This window comes from Shimia sp. (genome assembly GCF_041624275.1).
Classification (GTDB): Bacteria; Pseudomonadota; Alphaproteobacteria; order Rhodobacterales; family Rhodobacteraceae; genus Shimia.
The window spans coordinates 1-15,127 of sequence record NZ_JBFJVE010000052.1 but is presented as its reverse complement, the minus strand read 5'-3'; the positions used below and the strand labels follow the sequence as shown (position 1 = coordinate 15,127).

The 15,127-nt window shown below is 65.7% G+C and carries 11 protein-coding genes and 1 tRNA gene; 10 read left to right on the top strand and 2 right to left on the bottom strand.

Annotation, left to right across the window (positions count from 1 at the left end):
• From ABZD10_RS06080 to hypF, 6 genes are all read left to right on the top strand, one after another.
• Nucleotides 1–1,069 (top strand): enoyl-CoA hydratase-related protein (locus ABZD10_RS06080; protein ID WP_372885249.1); only part of this gene is annotated, 1,069 nt, incomplete at its 5' end.
• Entirely contained in the window at nucleotides 1,066–2,556 is a 1,491-nt protein-coding gene (locus ABZD10_RS06075; RefSeq protein WP_372885248.1) for a sigma-54-dependent transcriptional regulator, read from the top strand. The genes ABZD10_RS06080 and ABZD10_RS06075, both read left to right, overlap by 4 nt.
• A 13-nt stretch (nucleotides 2,557–2,569) precedes the next feature.
• Nucleotides 2,570–3,952, top strand: a complete 1,383-nt coding sequence (locus ABZD10_RS06070; protein WP_372885247.1) for an ATP-binding protein — start codon at nucleotides 2,570–2,572, stop codon at nucleotides 3,950–3,952.
• On the top strand, nucleotides 3,949–4,965 hold the full coding sequence (locus tag ABZD10_RS06065) for a HupU protein (RefSeq protein ID WP_372885246.1): 1,017 nt from the start codon (nucleotides 3,949–3,951) through the stop codon (nucleotides 4,963–4,965). The genes ABZD10_RS06070 and ABZD10_RS06065 overlap by 4 nt, the downstream gene beginning before the upstream one ends.
• Nucleotides 4,962–6,410: a nickel-dependent hydrogenase large subunit gene (locus tag ABZD10_RS06060; RefSeq protein ID WP_372885245.1), complete on the top strand. Its 1,449-nt coding sequence runs from the start codon at nucleotides 4,962–4,964 to the stop codon at nucleotides 6,408–6,410. Before ABZD10_RS06065 ends, ABZD10_RS06060 begins: the two co-directional genes overlap by 4 nt.
• On the top strand, nucleotides 6,410–8,728 hold the full coding sequence (gene hypF / locus ABZD10_RS06055) for a carbamoyltransferase HypF (RefSeq protein WP_372885244.1): 2,319 nt from the start codon (nucleotides 6,410–6,412) through the stop codon (nucleotides 8,726–8,728). The genes ABZD10_RS06060 and hypF overlap by 1 nt, the downstream gene beginning before the upstream one ends.
• Before the next feature lie 71 nt (nucleotides 8,729–8,799).
• On the opposite strand, the gene ABZD10_RS06050 is transcribed toward hypF, so the two are convergent.
• Nucleotides 8,800–9,759: a LysR substrate-binding domain-containing protein gene (locus ABZD10_RS06050; RefSeq protein ID WP_372885243.1), complete on the bottom strand. Its 960-nt coding sequence runs from the start codon at nucleotides 9,757–9,759 to the stop codon at nucleotides 8,800–8,802.
• 101 nt (nucleotides 9,760–9,860) lie between these two features.
• On the opposite strand from ABZD10_RS06050, the gene ABZD10_RS06045 reads away from it, so the two are divergent.
• The 4 genes from ABZD10_RS06045 (at nucleotide 9,861) to ABZD10_RS06030 (ending at nucleotide 14,936) form a co-directional block, all read left to right on the top strand.
• Nucleotides 9,861–11,291 (top strand): form I ribulose bisphosphate carboxylase large subunit, encoded by a 1,431-nt coding sequence (locus ABZD10_RS06045; protein ID WP_372885242.1) that lies wholly within the window; start codon nucleotides 9,861–9,863, stop codon nucleotides 11,289–11,291.
• A 67-nt stretch (nucleotides 11,292–11,358) separates the two neighbouring features.
• Nucleotides 11,359–11,715: a ribulose bisphosphate carboxylase small subunit gene (locus ABZD10_RS06040; protein ID WP_372885241.1), complete on the top strand. Its 357-nt coding sequence runs from the start codon at nucleotides 11,359–11,361 to the stop codon at nucleotides 11,713–11,715.
• Nucleotides 11,716–11,771: 56 nt separating this feature from the next.
• Entirely contained in the window at nucleotides 11,772–12,581 is an 810-nt protein-coding gene (locus ABZD10_RS06035; RefSeq protein ID WP_372885240.1) for a CbbQ/NirQ/NorQ/GpvN family protein, read from the top strand.
• 12 nt (nucleotides 12,582–12,593) lie between these two features.
• Nucleotides 12,594–14,936 (top strand): nitric oxide reductase activation protein NorD, encoded by a 2,343-nt coding sequence (locus ABZD10_RS06030; protein WP_372885239.1) that lies wholly within the window; start codon nucleotides 12,594–12,596, stop codon nucleotides 14,934–14,936.
• 72 nt (nucleotides 14,937–15,008) lie between these two features.
• On the opposite strand, the gene ABZD10_RS06025 is transcribed toward ABZD10_RS06030, so the two are convergent.
• Nucleotides 15,009–15,085: transfer RNA gene (locus ABZD10_RS06025), tRNA-Met, on the bottom strand.
• Nucleotides 15,086–15,127: the final 42 nt, after the last annotated feature.

Here is a 15,127-nt window from a genome sequence, read left to right as displayed (position 1 = left end):
GCACGACATACGCCCTGCGCCGGGACATGCGGGCCCCGGCGGAACCCTTCTGGCCACCTCGGGCCCGGCCATTGCAATGGCCACCAGCGACGGCGCGGTGTGGATCGGCCACATGCGCCGCCCCGATGCCGACGAGCCCTTCAAGCTGCCCGCCAGGCGGGCGCTGGCCGATGGGCATTTCGACCTGCCCGAAGTGCCGGTCGACAGTGAAACGGGGTACCGCGAAATCGACTACCGCGAAGACGGGGACGTCGGTTTTCTGCGTTTCGATTTCTACAACGGCGCCATGTCGGTCGACCAATGCCGGCGGCTGCTGGACGCCTACGACAAGGCACGCGCCAGGCCGACCAGGGTCATCGTCCTGCAAGGCGGTGATGATTTCTGGTCCAATGGCATCCACCTCAACCTGATCGAGGCCGCCGGCAACCCCGCCGAGGAAAGCTGGCTCAACATCAACGCGATGAATGATCTCGCCGAGGCGATCATCCGCACCGAAAGCCACCTGACCGTGGCCGCCATGCGCGGCAATTCCGGTGCCGGAGGGGTGTTCCTGGCGCGGGCCTGCGACCACGTCTGGCTGCACGGTGCGGTGGTGCTCAATCCGCATTACAAGGACATGGGCAACCTCTACGGTTCCGAGTTCTGGACCTATCTTCTGCCGCGCCATGCCGGGGCCGAGAACGCCAAGCGCATCACGCAGGCACGCCTGCCGATGGGGGCGCCCGAAGCGACGGCCCTGGGGCTTGCGGACGAGATCCTCTGCCGCGACCGGCAGGGGTTCGACACCCAGGTGCGGACAGGGGCCCGCGCCCTGGCGCAGGCGCCGGATTTCGCCGCCACCCTGGCCGCCAAGGCCGCCCGCCGCCGGGCCGACGAAGCGGACAAGCCGCTCTCGGAATACCGCGACGCCGAACTGAAGAGGATGCGGCGGAACTTCTTTGGCTTCGACACCTCCTATCACGTTGCGCGCTATAATTTTGTGTATAAAGTCAACAAGTCCCGGACCCCGGTCACCCTGGCCCGGCATCGGGACAAAACCTGTGAGCCGCGATTGCGGGAAGCGTCATGACCCAAAGCAAGCCCACCATCCTGATCGTTGACGACGAGGTCCGTTCGCTGGAGGCGCTGGAACGCAACCTGGCCGATGAATTCGACGTCCAGATCGCCGAGAACACTGCCGAGGCCGAGCAGATCCTGGCCGATCACTGGGTTCAGATCATCCTTTGCGACCAGCGCATGCCGGACAAGTCCGGAGTCGAGTTCCTGACCGAGGTGCGCGAGAAATGGCCCGACGTGATCCGCATCATCATCTCGGGCTACACGGATGCCAGCGACATCATCACCGGGCTGAACGAAGCCGGGATCTATCACTATGTCACCAAGCCCTGGCATCCGGAAAAGCTGATCCTGACCCTGCGCAACGCCGTGTCGATGTTCGACCTGCAACGCCAGAACGAACTGCTGGCGATCGAGCTGCGGCTGTCGGAGCGGGCGGCCCAGAAGAAGGTCACCGACGGCCGGCAGAAGCTGCGCCGCCAGTACAGTTTCGACGATGGCATCGTGCGCGGCAGAACCAGCCCGATGAACGCGGTGTGCAACACGCTGAGCCAGGTCGCGCCCTACGATCTCTCGGTCCTGATCACCGGAGAATCCGGCACAGGCAAGGAACTGGCGGCGCGGGCCATTCACTACAATTCGCTGCGCTGGAACAAGTCCTTTGCAGTGCAGAAATGCGGTTCGGTACCTGCAGAGGTTCTGGAAAGCGAACTCTTCGGCCACCGCAAGGGCGCGGTCGCCGGCGCCGTGCAGGATGCGGCCGGCCTGTTCGAACGCGCCTTTGGCGGCACCGTGTTGCTGGACGAGGTCTGCGACCTTCCCCCGGCCTTTCAGGTCAAGCTGCTGCGGGTGCTGCAGGACGCAGAATACCGGCCCGTAGGCTCCAACCAGACCCGCAAGCTGGACGTCCGGGTGCTGGTCAGTTCCTACAAGGATCTCGAAACCGAGGTCCGCGAGGGGCGCTTCAGGAAAGATCTCTATTTCCGCCTTGCCGGGGTGACCGTGCATCTGCCTTCCCTGCGCGAAAGGCGCGAGGACATTCCGCTTCTGGCCAATTACCTGCTGAAACAGGCGGTGAGCGATTTCGACAAGACCGTAGAAGGCTTCAGTTCCGAGGCCCTGTCCTGCATGAAACGCTATTGCTGGCCGGGCAATGTGCGCGAGATGCAGAACGAGATCGAGCGCATGCTGGTGATGGGCGAGGAAGACGGTATTCTGGGGGCCGACCTGCTGTCGCCGAAAGTCCTGATGGCCACCTCCCCCGAGACCGATGACGACCTGTCGATCCTCGGCGCCGCCACCGGCACGCTGAAAGAGCGCATCGAGGCGATCGAGGTCAAGATCCTGCGTGAAAGCCTGATCCGCCACCGCTGGAACAAGAGCAAGGCATCGCGTGAACTGGGGCTGTCGCGGGTCGGCTTGCGCGGCAAGCTCGAGCGCTACCACCTGGAAAAGGAAGACGAGGGCGAAGAGGTCACCCCCATGACAGCCGCCAAGTAACCCCCATGAGCCCATGACCAAGAACAAAGATCAACTCGCCGAAAGGGAACCCTCGCTGCTGATGCCGCTGCGGGCCGGCGAGCGGATCGCCCTCTCGGCCCCTTCCGAAGACGCCTGGATCGACGTGATCCAGCAAATGGACCGGGTCTACGGCGAGCTGATCGAATCCCAGATCGCCGTCGAGGAAAAGAACGCCGCGCTGGAAAGCGCGCAGGAATTCATCGGCAGCGTCGTCAGCGCCATGGCTGACCTGCTGATCGTCTGCGATACCGAAGGCCGGATCCAGCAGGTCAACGACGCCCTGCTGCGCCTGTCCGGGTTCACCGAAAGCAAACTGGTCGGCCACCCTTTGACCGAAGTTCTCAAGGGCCGCGACCCCGAGGCCCAGGCGCGTTTCCTCGACCATCTGGAGCACAACCGGCCCTTCCACGATTTCGAAGTCCTGCTGCGCAAGCAGCAGTCGCCGATCCCGCTCTCGCTCAACTGTTCGATCCGGCACGACGCTCTCGGCAAGCCGGCGGGCCTGGTTCTGATCGGGCGCCCGGTGGGCGAGCTGCAGCAGGCCTATCGCGAACTCGACGAAGCCCTGCAGAATTTCGAGAAGGCGCAGCAGCATCTTGTCAGTTCGGAAAAGATGGCGGCGCTGGGGCGGCTGGTGGCCGGGGTCGCGCACGAGTTGAACAACCCCATCAGTTTCGTCTTCGGCAACATGTATGCGCTGAAATCCTATGGCGAGAAGATCACCCGCTTCATCCAGGCCATGGATGCCGAGATCACCCCGGACGAACTGGCCAGCCTGCGCCGGGAATTGCAGATGGACCGCATCGCGCGGGACATCCTGCCGCTGGTCGAAGGCACGCTTGAGGGCGCCGAACGGGTCAGCGACATCGTGCAGGACCTGCGCCGGTTTTCCGGCAACCAGACCGAACCCTCTGAGATCGTGGCGCTGGAACCGATCATCCGCACGGCGGTCAACTGGGTGCTGCGCGGCACCCGCGACAAACCCGAGGTCACGATCACCTGTGACCCCGGCCTCGAGGTGGTTTCAAAGAAGGGGCACATTCACCAGATTCTGGTCAATCTGGTGCAGAACGCGGTGGATGCGCTGGCCGACACGCCCAGGCCGCGGGTCGACATATCGGCCGCGCCCGAAGGCGACCGGATCGCCTTGCAGGTCGAGGACAACGGGCCGGGCATCGGCGCGGAGAGTCTCGACAACATCTTCGAACCCTTCTTCACCACCAAGCCGATCGGCAAGGGCACCGGGCTGGGGCTTTATGTCAGCTATCGCATGGCCGACGAGATCGGCGGTCACCTCGAGGCCGAAAACACCGGCAGCGGCAGCGCAAGGTTCACGCTGTACCTGCCGCGCCAGGACGCGGAGGACGGGGCGTGACCGGCAATACGCATAACCTCCTCTGGCTGCAGTCGGGCGGCTGCGGCGGCTGCACCCTGTCGCTGCTCTGCGCCGAGGCCCCGGATGTCGTCACCGCTTTCGAAACCGCCGAGATAAACCTGCTGTGGCACCCCGCGCTGAGCCTCGAAACCGGGCGCGAGGTCACCGCGATCATCGACGCCATCCTGTCGGGGGAAACCCGGCTCGACATCCTGTGCCTCGAAGGATCGGTGATGATGGGGCCGAACGGAACCGGGCGGTTTCACGTCATGTCCGGCCGCGACGAGCCGATGAAGGACGTGATCGCCGCCCTTGCCCAGCGCGCCGCGCATGTTGTCGCGGTCGGCAGCTGCGCCGCCTTCGGGGGCATCACCGCGTCGGGCGGAAACCCCGGCGACGCCTTTGGCCTGGCCTTCGACGGCGAGCAACAGGGCGGCCTGCTCGGCGGGCATTTCACCGGCAAGGCCGGCCTGCCGGTGGTCAATATCCCGGGGTGTCCGGTGCATCCCGATTGGGTGACGGAAACCCTGTCGCAGCTGAGTTCGGGCGCCCTGTCGCGGGATCACCTCGATGCATTGGGCCGACCCGACGCGATATCGGGGCGGCTGGTTCATCACGGCTGTTCGCGCAACGAATTCTACGAATACAAGGCCAGCGCCGAGAAGCTCTGCCAAGCCGGCTGCATGATGGAGAACCTCGGCTGCAAGGGCACCCAGGCGGCGGGCGACTGCAACACTCGGGCCTGGAACGGATCGGGGTCGTGCATTTCGGGCGGCTACCCCTGTATCGCCTGCACCGAACCGGGCTTCGAAGACCCCGGCCACCCCTTCGTGGAAACCCCCAAGATCGCCGGCATCCCGGTCGGCCTGCCCACCGACATGCCCAAGGCCTGGTTCGTCGCCCTGGCGTCTCTGTCCAAGGCGGCCACCCCGAGCCGGCTCAGGGAAAACGCCACCTCGGACCGGCTGCGGGTCTCGCCGGTGCGCCGCAGCAAGAAAGGGGGCAAGCAATGAGCCGTCTTGTCGTGGGGCCGTTCAACCGGGTCGAAGGCGATCTCGAGGTGCGGCTCGAGGTCGCCTCGGATCAGGTCACCCGGGCCGAGGTCGTGTCGCCGCTCTACCGCGGCTTCGAGCAGATGCTGCGCGGAAAGGACCCGCGCGACGGGCTGGTCATCGCCCCGCGAATCTGCGGCATCTGCTCGGTCAGCCCGTCGGTCGCCGCCGCCGAGGCGCTGGCCGCCGCGCAGGGCCTGTCTCCTGCCCCGAACGGCCAGCTGGTGACCAATATCGTGCACGCGGTCGAGAACATCGCCGACCACCTGACGCATTTCTACATGTTCTTCATGCCGGATTTCACCCGCGAGACCTATGGCGATGCGCCCTGGTTCGCCGCCACCGCCACGCGCTTTGCCGCGCTCAAGGGCACGGCGGCACAGGACATGCTGCCCCAGCGCGCCGAATTCATGCATATCGTCGGGCTGTTGGCCGGGAAATGGCCGCATACAATGGCCGTGCAGCCGGGCGGCGTGACCCGCTGGGTGGCCGCGAACGAAGTGCAGCGGCTGTTGGGGCTGCTGGCCACCTTCCGGCGGTTCCTGCAGCGGGTGGCGATTGGCGTCGAACTCGAGGCCTTCACCGCTCTTGGCACGCGCCAGGCGTTGTTTGAACTGGTCGAGACCCACGGACCGTCGCACAGCGACCTGTTCCGTTTCCTGCAAATCTCGGAGGCGCTCGGCCTTCACCAGCTGGGCCGCGCCGAAGACAGGTTCCTCAGTTTCGGCGCCTACCGCCAGGGCAGCGGGCATCTGTTCGCACGCGGGCTGCGCGACCGTTCGGGCCCCCAGAAACTCAATACCGGGCTGATCGCCGAAGACGTCTCCCACGCCTGGATGCAGGGCCCCGAGCGCGCCCTGCACCCGTTTGAGGGGGTCACCGAGCCGGACACCGAGATGGCGCAGGGCTATACCTGGTGCAAGGCGCCCAGGCTGGCCGGCGACCCGGCCGAGGTCGGGGCGCTGGCCCGGCAGGTGGTGGCCGAGCATCCGCTGGCCCTGGACCTCGTGGCCCAGGGCGGCAACGTCGAGGCGCGGATCGTGGCGCGGTTCCTCGAAATGGCGCTGCTGGTGCCGGCCATGGAACGCTGGCTGCGCGAGATCCGGCCCCCCGACGCCTTCATCGCCCATGGCGACACGCCGCCCGAGACCGAAGGCGCCGGGCTGGTCGAGGCGGCGCGCGGCGCGCTCGGGCACTGGCTGCGGGTCGAAGGCGGCAAGATCGCCAATTACCAGATCATCGCCCCGACCACCTGGAACTTCTCGCCACGCGATGCGGCGGGCCGGCCCGGACCGCTGGAGACCGCGCTGGTCGGCGCATCACGGCGCCCCGGCGAAACCGAACCGGTCGCCGTGCAGCATATCGTGCGGTCCTTCGATCCCTGCATGGTCTGCACGGTGCATTGATGACCGGGCCGGACTCACAGGGCTGGCAGGTCCGGGTGCGCGGGCTGGTGCAGGGGGTGGGGTTTCGTCCGACGGTCTGGCGGCTGGCCAAGGAGGCCGGCCTGCAGGGCGAGGTGCTGAACGATGGCGAAGGGGTGCTGATCCGCCTGACCTGCCCCGAGCGGGAACTGCGGCGCTTTCTCGACGCGCTGCAGCGAAACGCCCCGCCGCTGTCGCGGATCGACGCCATGGAAACCCGGCCGCTGCGCTTTCGGCCCGAAGGCGACGGTTTCGCGATCGTGGCCAGTCGCGATGGCGCCGTGCGCACCGGCATTGTCCCCGATGCGGCCACCTGTGGCCCCTGCCGGGACGATATTGCCGACCCGGCCAACCGCCGCGCCGGCTATGCGTTCACCAATTGCACCAATTGCGGCCCGCGCCTGTCGATCACCGGCGCCATTCCCTATGACCGCGCCAATACCTCCATGGCACCATTCGCCATGTGCCCCGACTGCCTGGGCGAATACCGCGACCCGGCCGACCGCCGTTTCCACGCCCAGCCCAATGCCTGCCCGGTCTGCGGCCCGCGACTGGCGTTGCTGGACGCCCGGGGGAATGCCCTCGAGGGCGATCCGCTGCAGGCCGCTGCGGCATTGCTCGGTGACGGCAAGATCGTTGCCATCAAGGGGCTGGGCGGGTTCCAGCTGGCCTGTGACGCGCGCAGCGAACAGGCGGTGCAGATCTTGCGGCAGCGCAAGAGACGGCCGGCCAAACCCTTTGCGCTGATGGGGCGCGACGCCGAGCAGGTTGCGCGCTACGTGCACCTTGAGCCGGCGGCGCGTGCCGAACTCGAAGGCCCGGCCGCACCGATCGTGCTGGCCCCGGCGCGCGACGATGCCGCGCTGGCGCCCGCTGTCGCGCCCGGCCAGAACCGGCTTGGCTTCATGCTGGCGCATACCCCCCTGCATCACCTGCTCATGCAGGGGCGCGACATGCCGCTGGTGATGACCTCGGGCAACCTCAGCGGCGAACCCCAGGTCATCGCCAACGATGCCGCCCTGTCGCGCCTGTCCGGCATTGCCGACGCCTTTCTCATGCACGACCGGGACATCGTCAACCGGCTGGACGATTCGGTGATTCAGCTCGTCGACGGCGCCCCGGTCAGCCTGCGCCGCGCACGCGGCCTGGCGCCCGCTCCGCTGCAATTGCACGCGGGGTTCGCCGGTGCGCCGCAGACCCTGGCCGTCGGCGCGGACCTGAAAAACACCTTCTGTCTGCTGAAGGGCGGGCAGGCCATCGTCTCCCAGCATGTGGGCGACATGGAGAACGCCCGCTGTCACCGCGATTTCCGGGCCAATCTGGCGCTTTATCAAGACATCTATGATCTGGCGCCCGAGCGGATCGCGGTCGATGCGCATCCGGGCTATTTCTCGACCCGGATGGGACAGGAGATCGCCGCCGACTGCGGTGCCAGACTCGTTTCCGTCCAGCATCACCATGCCCATGTCGCCGCCGCGCTGGCCGAACAGGGGGCCGGCCCCGAGGCCGGGCCGGTGCTGGGCGTGGTTCTGGACGGGCTCGGCCATGGCACCGACGGCACGATCTGGGGCGGTGAGATCCTGCTTGCCGATTTCCACGAGGCCCGCAGACTGGCCCATTTCCTTCCGGTCGCCCTGCCCGGCGGGGACAAGGCCAACAGGCAACCCTGGCGCAATACGCTGGCGCATCTGCTGGCGGCCTTCGGGACGGACGCGCTGTCGCAGCTCGAAGGAACCCATGGTGCCTTGCCAGTGCTCGAGGCCCTGCGCGCCAGACCGGTGGCGGCCTTGTCGCGGGTCATCGAAAGCGGCCTCAACACGCCCCTGTCCTCATCGGCGGGGCGCTTGTTCGACGCGGTGGCCGCAGCCCTGGGCCTGTGCTTCGACGCCATCACCTATGAAGGTCAGGCGGCGATGGAACTGCAGGCTCTGGCCGAGTCCGAGCCGGGCCCGGCCGCCCCCTACCCGTTCGAAGACGGCACGGTGATCGGCTGGGCAGGCCTTTGGCGAGGTATTCTGGGGGACATGGCTTCGGGGCAATCCAGATCCGCGATCGCCGCCCGCTTTCATGCCACGGTCGCGGCCTCGGTCAGCGGGGCCGCCCTGCGGCTGGCGCGCGAACATGATCTGAAATCGGTGGTGCTGACCGGCGGCGTGTTTCAGAACCGGCTGCTGCTGTCGCTGGCCCGCGACCAACTCGAGTCCGGGGGGCTGGCGGTGCTCGTGCCCCAGCGCTACCCGGCCAACGACGGCGGGCTTTCCCTGGGCCAGGCCACCATCGCCGCCGCGCGGCGGAAATGAGTGGCGACCGGCTTCAGCGAAACCGGAACAGGTCGGGCGCAGAACACGGGTTCGGCCCCCGCCGCCGGGCCTCACGCCCCCGCCGAAGCGCCGCCATCGCCCGATGACTTGATCGCGCTGCCGGCATTGGCGCCCGCGTTCTCCTGCTGAAGGAAGTCGAGAAAGCTTCTTGCCGCATTCGTCAGCCGCTTGCCCTTGCGGTGCACCGCGTACCAGCGGCGCCTGAGCGGGAAGCCCTCCACGTCGAGCACCGCGATCTCGCCGGCCGCAAGCTCGAGCCGCAGCGAGTGCAGCGACAGGTAGGCCACGCCCAACCCGGAGACCACCCCCTGTTTGATCGCCTCGCTGTCGTCGAATTCCATCTGGGTCGACAGCGCCACCCCGGCCTCGCGACACCTTTGTTCAACCGCCTTTCGGGTGCCCGATCCGGACTCGCGGCCAATGATGCTCTCGCGCGCCACCCGCGCCAGAGAGATGCCTTTCCTGTCGGCCAGCGGATGATCGCTGCGCGCCACGAATGCGATCACGTTCTCCAGAAAGGGGGTCGCGACGACGGGTTTCTCTTCCGGCGGCTGCCCCATGATATAGAGGTCGTCCGCATTCTCGGCGATACGTGCCAGCATGGTTTCGCGGTTGGCGATCTGCAGGCGCGGCTCGACCTTGGGGTAACGCCGCTTGAAATCCCCGAGAAGCTGGGGAAGGAAATACTTGGCGGTCGACACCACCGCGACCGACAGCGGGCCGGCGACCTCGCGATGCATGTCTTCTAGCGTGGCCACCATCTCGCCGAGGCGCCCGAGAATGTCGCGCGACGCCGCCGCGACTTCCTCGCCGACCGGGGTGAGATACAGCCTCTTGCCGATCTGTTCGGTCAGCGGCAGGCCGATCTTGTCCTCGAGCGTCTTCACCTGCATCGAAACCGAGGGCTGGGTCAGGTTCACCTCCTGGGCGGCGCGGGTGATCGACCTGTGCCGCGCGACCGCCTCGAACAGCCGCATCTGCTGCAGGGTGGGGGGAATGATCTTTTGCATAAATCTTTCTCTATCCTGACGATAAAAACAATCTAGTTTTCTGCATTTCAGCCGTCAACTAGGCTTGTGACCAAGCTCGACCCAAGGAAAGGAAAACCAAGATGCCGAAGGATCAATCCAAGGCCTACACCGCCGGGGTGAAGGAGTACCGCGAAACCTACTGGATGCCGGAATACGTGCCCGCGGATACAGACTTCCTCGCCTGTTTCAAAATCATCCCCCAGGAAGGGGTCCCGCGCGAAGAAGCCGCCGCCGCTGTGGCCGCAGAGAGCTCGACCGGCACCTGGACCACGGTCTGGACCGACCTTCTGACGGATCTCGACTATTACAAGGGCCGGGCCTACGCGATCGAGGACGTTCCCGGCAGCGACGACGCCTTCTATGCCTTCATCGCCTATCCGATCGACCTGTTCGAAGAAGGGTCGGTCGTCAACATCCTGACCTCGCTGGTCGGCAATGTCTTTGGCTTCAAGGCAGTGCGGGCGCTGCGGCTTGAAGACGTGCGCATCCCGCTTGCCTATGTCATGACCTGCGGTGGCCCGCCGCATGGCATTCAGGTCGAACGCGACGTGATGAACAAGTACGGCCGCCCGCTGCTGGGCTGCACCATCAAGCCGAAACTGGGTCTCAGCGCCAAAAACTACGGCCGCGCCTGCTACGAGGGTCTGCGCGGCGGCCTCGATTTCACCAAGGATGACGAAAACGTCAATTCGCAGCCCTTCATGCGCTGGCGCCAGCGGTTCGATTTCGTGATGGAGGCGATCCAGAAGGCCGAGGCCGAAACCGGTGAACGCAAGGGGCACTACCTGAACGTGACCGCGCCGACCCCGGAAGAGATGTACAAGCGGGCCGAATACGCCAAGGAACTCGGTGCGCCGATCATCATGCACGACTACCTGACCGGTGGTTTCACGGCCAATACCGGCCTTGCCAACTGGTGCCGCGAAAACGGGATGCTGCTGCATATTCACCGCGCCATGCACGCCGTGCTGGACCGCAACCCGAACCACGGCATCCACTTCCGGGTTCTGACCAAGATGCTGCGCCTGTCGGGCGGCGACCACCTGCATACCGGCACCGTGGTCGGCAAGCTGGAAGGCGACCGCGCCTCGACCCTCGGCTGGATCGACCTCCTGCGCGAACGCCACGTCAAGGAAGACCGCTCGCGCGGGATCTTCTTCGACCAGGACTGGGGCGCGATGCCCGGCGCCTTTGCCGTTGCCTCGGGCGGCATCCACGTCTGGCACATGCCGGCGCTGGTGAACATCTTTGGCGACGATGCGGTGTTGCAGTTCGGTGGCGGCACCCTGGGCCACCCCTGGGGCAACGCGGCAGGCGCCGCGGCCAACCGCGTCGCCGTCGAGGCCTGTGTCGAGGCCCGCAATTGCGGCCGCGAACTGGAAAAGGAAGGCAAGGACATCCTCACCGCCGCCGCCAAGCACAGCCCGGAACTGGCAACCGCCATGGAAACCTGGAAAGAGATCAAGTTCGAATTCGACACCGTCGACAAGCTTGACGTCCAGCACCGCTGATGCGCGCGCCCCCGGGGTTATCCCCCGGGGCCCCGATCCCCAACCCATTCAACATGGAGAATGACCCATGACTGCAATGCAGGACTACAAGTCGTCGCTGAGCGATGTCGCCAGCCGCAAGTTCGAAACTTTCTCTTACCTGCCCGAGATGGACCCGGACCGGATCCGCGCGCAGGTGGAATACATCGTGTCGAAGGGCTGGAACCCGGCCATCGAACACACCGAACCGGAAACCGCCTTTTCACACTACTGGTACATGTGGAAGCTGCCGATGTTCGGCGAAACCGATGTCGACACGGTTCTGGCCGAGGCCGAGGCCTGCCACAAGGCGCACCCCCAGAACCACGTGCGCCTGGTCGGATTTGACAACTACGCCCAGTCCAAGGGCGCCGAAATGGTCGTCTATCGCGGCACCCCCATCTGAGACGATACCGCCCCGGAACGGAAACGCTCCGGGGCACAGTTACCGAGGCCGATCAAATGACAAAGCATGACGTTGAACAGTTCACCGTGAAATCCGAACCCTACTACCAGGTCACCGCCGGCGAGGACGCGCTGTACCGGGCCGCCTACGCGCGCCGGATGCCGGTGATGCTCAAGGGGCCGACGGGCTGCGGCAAGTCGCGTTTCGTGGAGTACATGGCCTGGAAGCTCGGCCGCCCCCTGATCACGGTGGCCTGCAACGAAGACATGACCGCGTCGGATCTGGTGGGACGGTTCCTTTTGGACAAGGACGGGACCAAGTGGCAGGACGGCCCGCTGACCACCGCGGCGCGCATCGGGGCGATCTGCTATCTGGATGAGATCGTCGAGGCCCGCCAGGACACGACCGTGGTGATCCACCCGCTGACCGATCACCGTCGCCAGCTGCCTCTGGACAAGAAGAACGAACTGATCGAGGCGCATCCCGATTTCCAGCTCGTGATCTCCTACAACCCCGGCTACCAGTCGCTGATGAAAGACCTCAAGCAATCGACCAAGCAGCGGTTTGCCGCGCTTGACTTCGATTATCCCGAAGCAACGATGGAAGCCGAGATCGTCGCCCGCGAAGCCGGCGTCGCCCGCGACACGGCCGACAAGCTGGTGCAGGTGGCTCAACGCACCCGCAACCTCAAGGGGCACGGGTTGGACGAAGGGATTTCGACCCGCCTGCTGGTCTATGCCGGCCAAATGATCGCCGAGGGCGTCGCGCCGCTTGCCGCCTGCCAGATGGCACTGGTCACACCGCTGACCGACGACCCGGACATGCGCGAGACCCTGCAGGCCGCGGTGGAAACCTTCTTCGTCTGAAGGGGCCGGCCAATGACCATCACCCTCGACGATTACAGCGATTGTTTCGCATCCGCCCCGTCCGAATTCCACGACCGGATCGACGTCAGTTTCAACGAGGCCGCGCGGGTCATGTCCGCCGCCGGCCTGTCGGATTACATGGAGGCCGCCAGGGGCTTGAGCAACCTCGGCCGCGGTGATGATCTGGTGCTCGCCTGGCTGGAAAACATGCCGGCAGTGGTCACGGAACTCGGCGAAGACGTGATCCGCGACTGCGCCGCAGCGGCGATGAAGCTGAGCTCCATGACCTCGGGCGAAGTCATCGCCCTGCTCTTCGCCTCGCTGCCGACCGCGGCGCGGCGGCTCGGTGATCCCGACCTGCTGCGCGGCTATCTGACCCTCGTCCATCAGGTGTCGGCCAAGGCGGCGCGCGGCCTGCGCCCGATGCTGTCCCATATCGACGAGCTGCTGTCGAAGCTGACGCTGTCCGGTCTGCGCCGCTGGGCCAATTTCGGTGCCGAAGCCTATCGCCGCGACCTGGCGAACCTGACCCGGTATTTTGCCCTCGAAAGCCCCGATTCCCGCCGGGTGCTGCAACAGGAACGGCGCGGCACCCTGTTCATCGACAGCCAGCGCAAGCTCAACTACTACCTGCGCGCCCTATGGGGACGGGACTTTTTCCTGCGCCCGACCGCCGCAGACTACCAGGGCTTCCGCCCCTATATCGACAAACAGGTCATGCACCTGCCCGATGCTCTGGATGATGTCGCCGGTGTCTCCGGGCTCGAGCTTTACCGGGCGATGACGGCCCATCAGGCGGCGCATTTGCAATATACCACGGCGCCGATTTCCGCCGAACAGCTCAGCCCCGCGCAGATGTTCTTCATCGGCCTGATCGAAGACGCCCGGGTCGAATGGTTGGCCGCGCGTGCCTTTCCCGGGCTGGCCCGGCTTTGGGGCCGGCTCTTGACCCTGAAGCACGAAGCCGCGGTCGAGCACGAAACCGTCGCTTGGCTCGAGAGATTTGCCGCCCTGCTGAATGACCCCAACCAGGTGACGGGTCACGAAAAGCTGGACGCGCTGGGCAGCCGCTTTCACGCCGAAATCGCCACAGGGTCTTCGGACCCACGGTTCTCGTGGCACCTCGGGATCGAACTCTACCACCTGTTCGCCACCACCCGCGACGTGCCTTCGCTGCGGGTGCTCAACACGCTGCGCATTCCCTATCGCGACGACAACAGGCGGGTCTGGCAGTTCGAGGACATCGACTGGGAGGCACAGGCGGCCGAATATGTCCCCGCTGGCCGCCGCCAACGGCGAAAATACGTGTCGGTGATGGAGATGGCGCATGAGGTCGATGCCGAGCTCGCCGGGGACGACGCCCAGGAAATCTGGGTTTGCAAGGACAATTTCATGCCCTATGAGGATGCCGGGGAGGCCAAGACCAGCTTCAACGACATGTGGGGCAAGGAGCCGATTTCGGCGCCGTTCCACTACCACGAATGGGATTACCAGCTGCAGCTGCACCGCCCCGACTGGGCCACGCTCTACGAGCGGCGGGCGCGCAGCGGCGTCCCGGCTGGAATCGATGCCATCCTGTCCGAACACAAGCCCGTCGCCCATCGCATTCGCCAGATCATCGACATTCTCAGCCCCGCCGGCGTGCAGCGCCAGCGCAACATGGAGGACGGCGACGAGATCGACCTCAATGCCGCCATCGACGCCATGATCGCGATCCGGATGGGCGCCCAGCCCAACCCCCGCATCACCATGCGAAACGTCGTCGCCTCGCGCGATCTGGCCGTGACCGTCCTGCTCGACCTCTCGGAAAGCACCAATGACGCGATCGATGACGGCGTGCGGACGGTGCTGGATCTCACCCGCGAAGCGGCGGCGCTGGTCGCCACCGCGATTTCCGGGATCGGCGATCCCTTCGCCGTTCACGGCTTCGCTTCGGATGGCCGCCACGACGTCCACTACTACCGTTTCAAGGATTTCAACCAGGGGTTCGACGACCAGGCCAAGGCGCGCCTGGACGGGCTCGAGGGCGGGTTCTCGACCCGCATGGGGGCCGCCCTGCGCCATGCCGGCGCCGGCCTTTTGAAACAGCCCGAACGACGCAAGCTGATCCTTCTGGTGACCGATGGTGCGCCGGCCGATGTCGACGAAAGAGACCCGCAATACCTGCGCCACGACACCCGGAACGCGGTCGATGAACTGGCATCGAACGGCGTGTTCACCTACTGCCTGACTCTGGATCAGAACGCCGACAGCTACGTCAAGCGCATCTTCGGCGCCAACAATTACACCATCGTCGACCATGTGAACCGGCTGCCCGAGAAACTGCCCGCGCTCTTCGCCAGTCTCACCAGCTAGGCCGGAGCGCAACGGCAACCGGCAATCGACCCATGTTTCGGCCGATTTTTCGGAGTTTTGATTTTTGGTATTTGGTTGCGGGAGCAGGATTTGAACCTGCGACCTTCAGGTTATGAGCCTGACGAGCTACCGGGCTGCTCCATCCCGCGACACTTTATTTGGGCTACCGCGCGGAGCGCTACTTGAGCCCG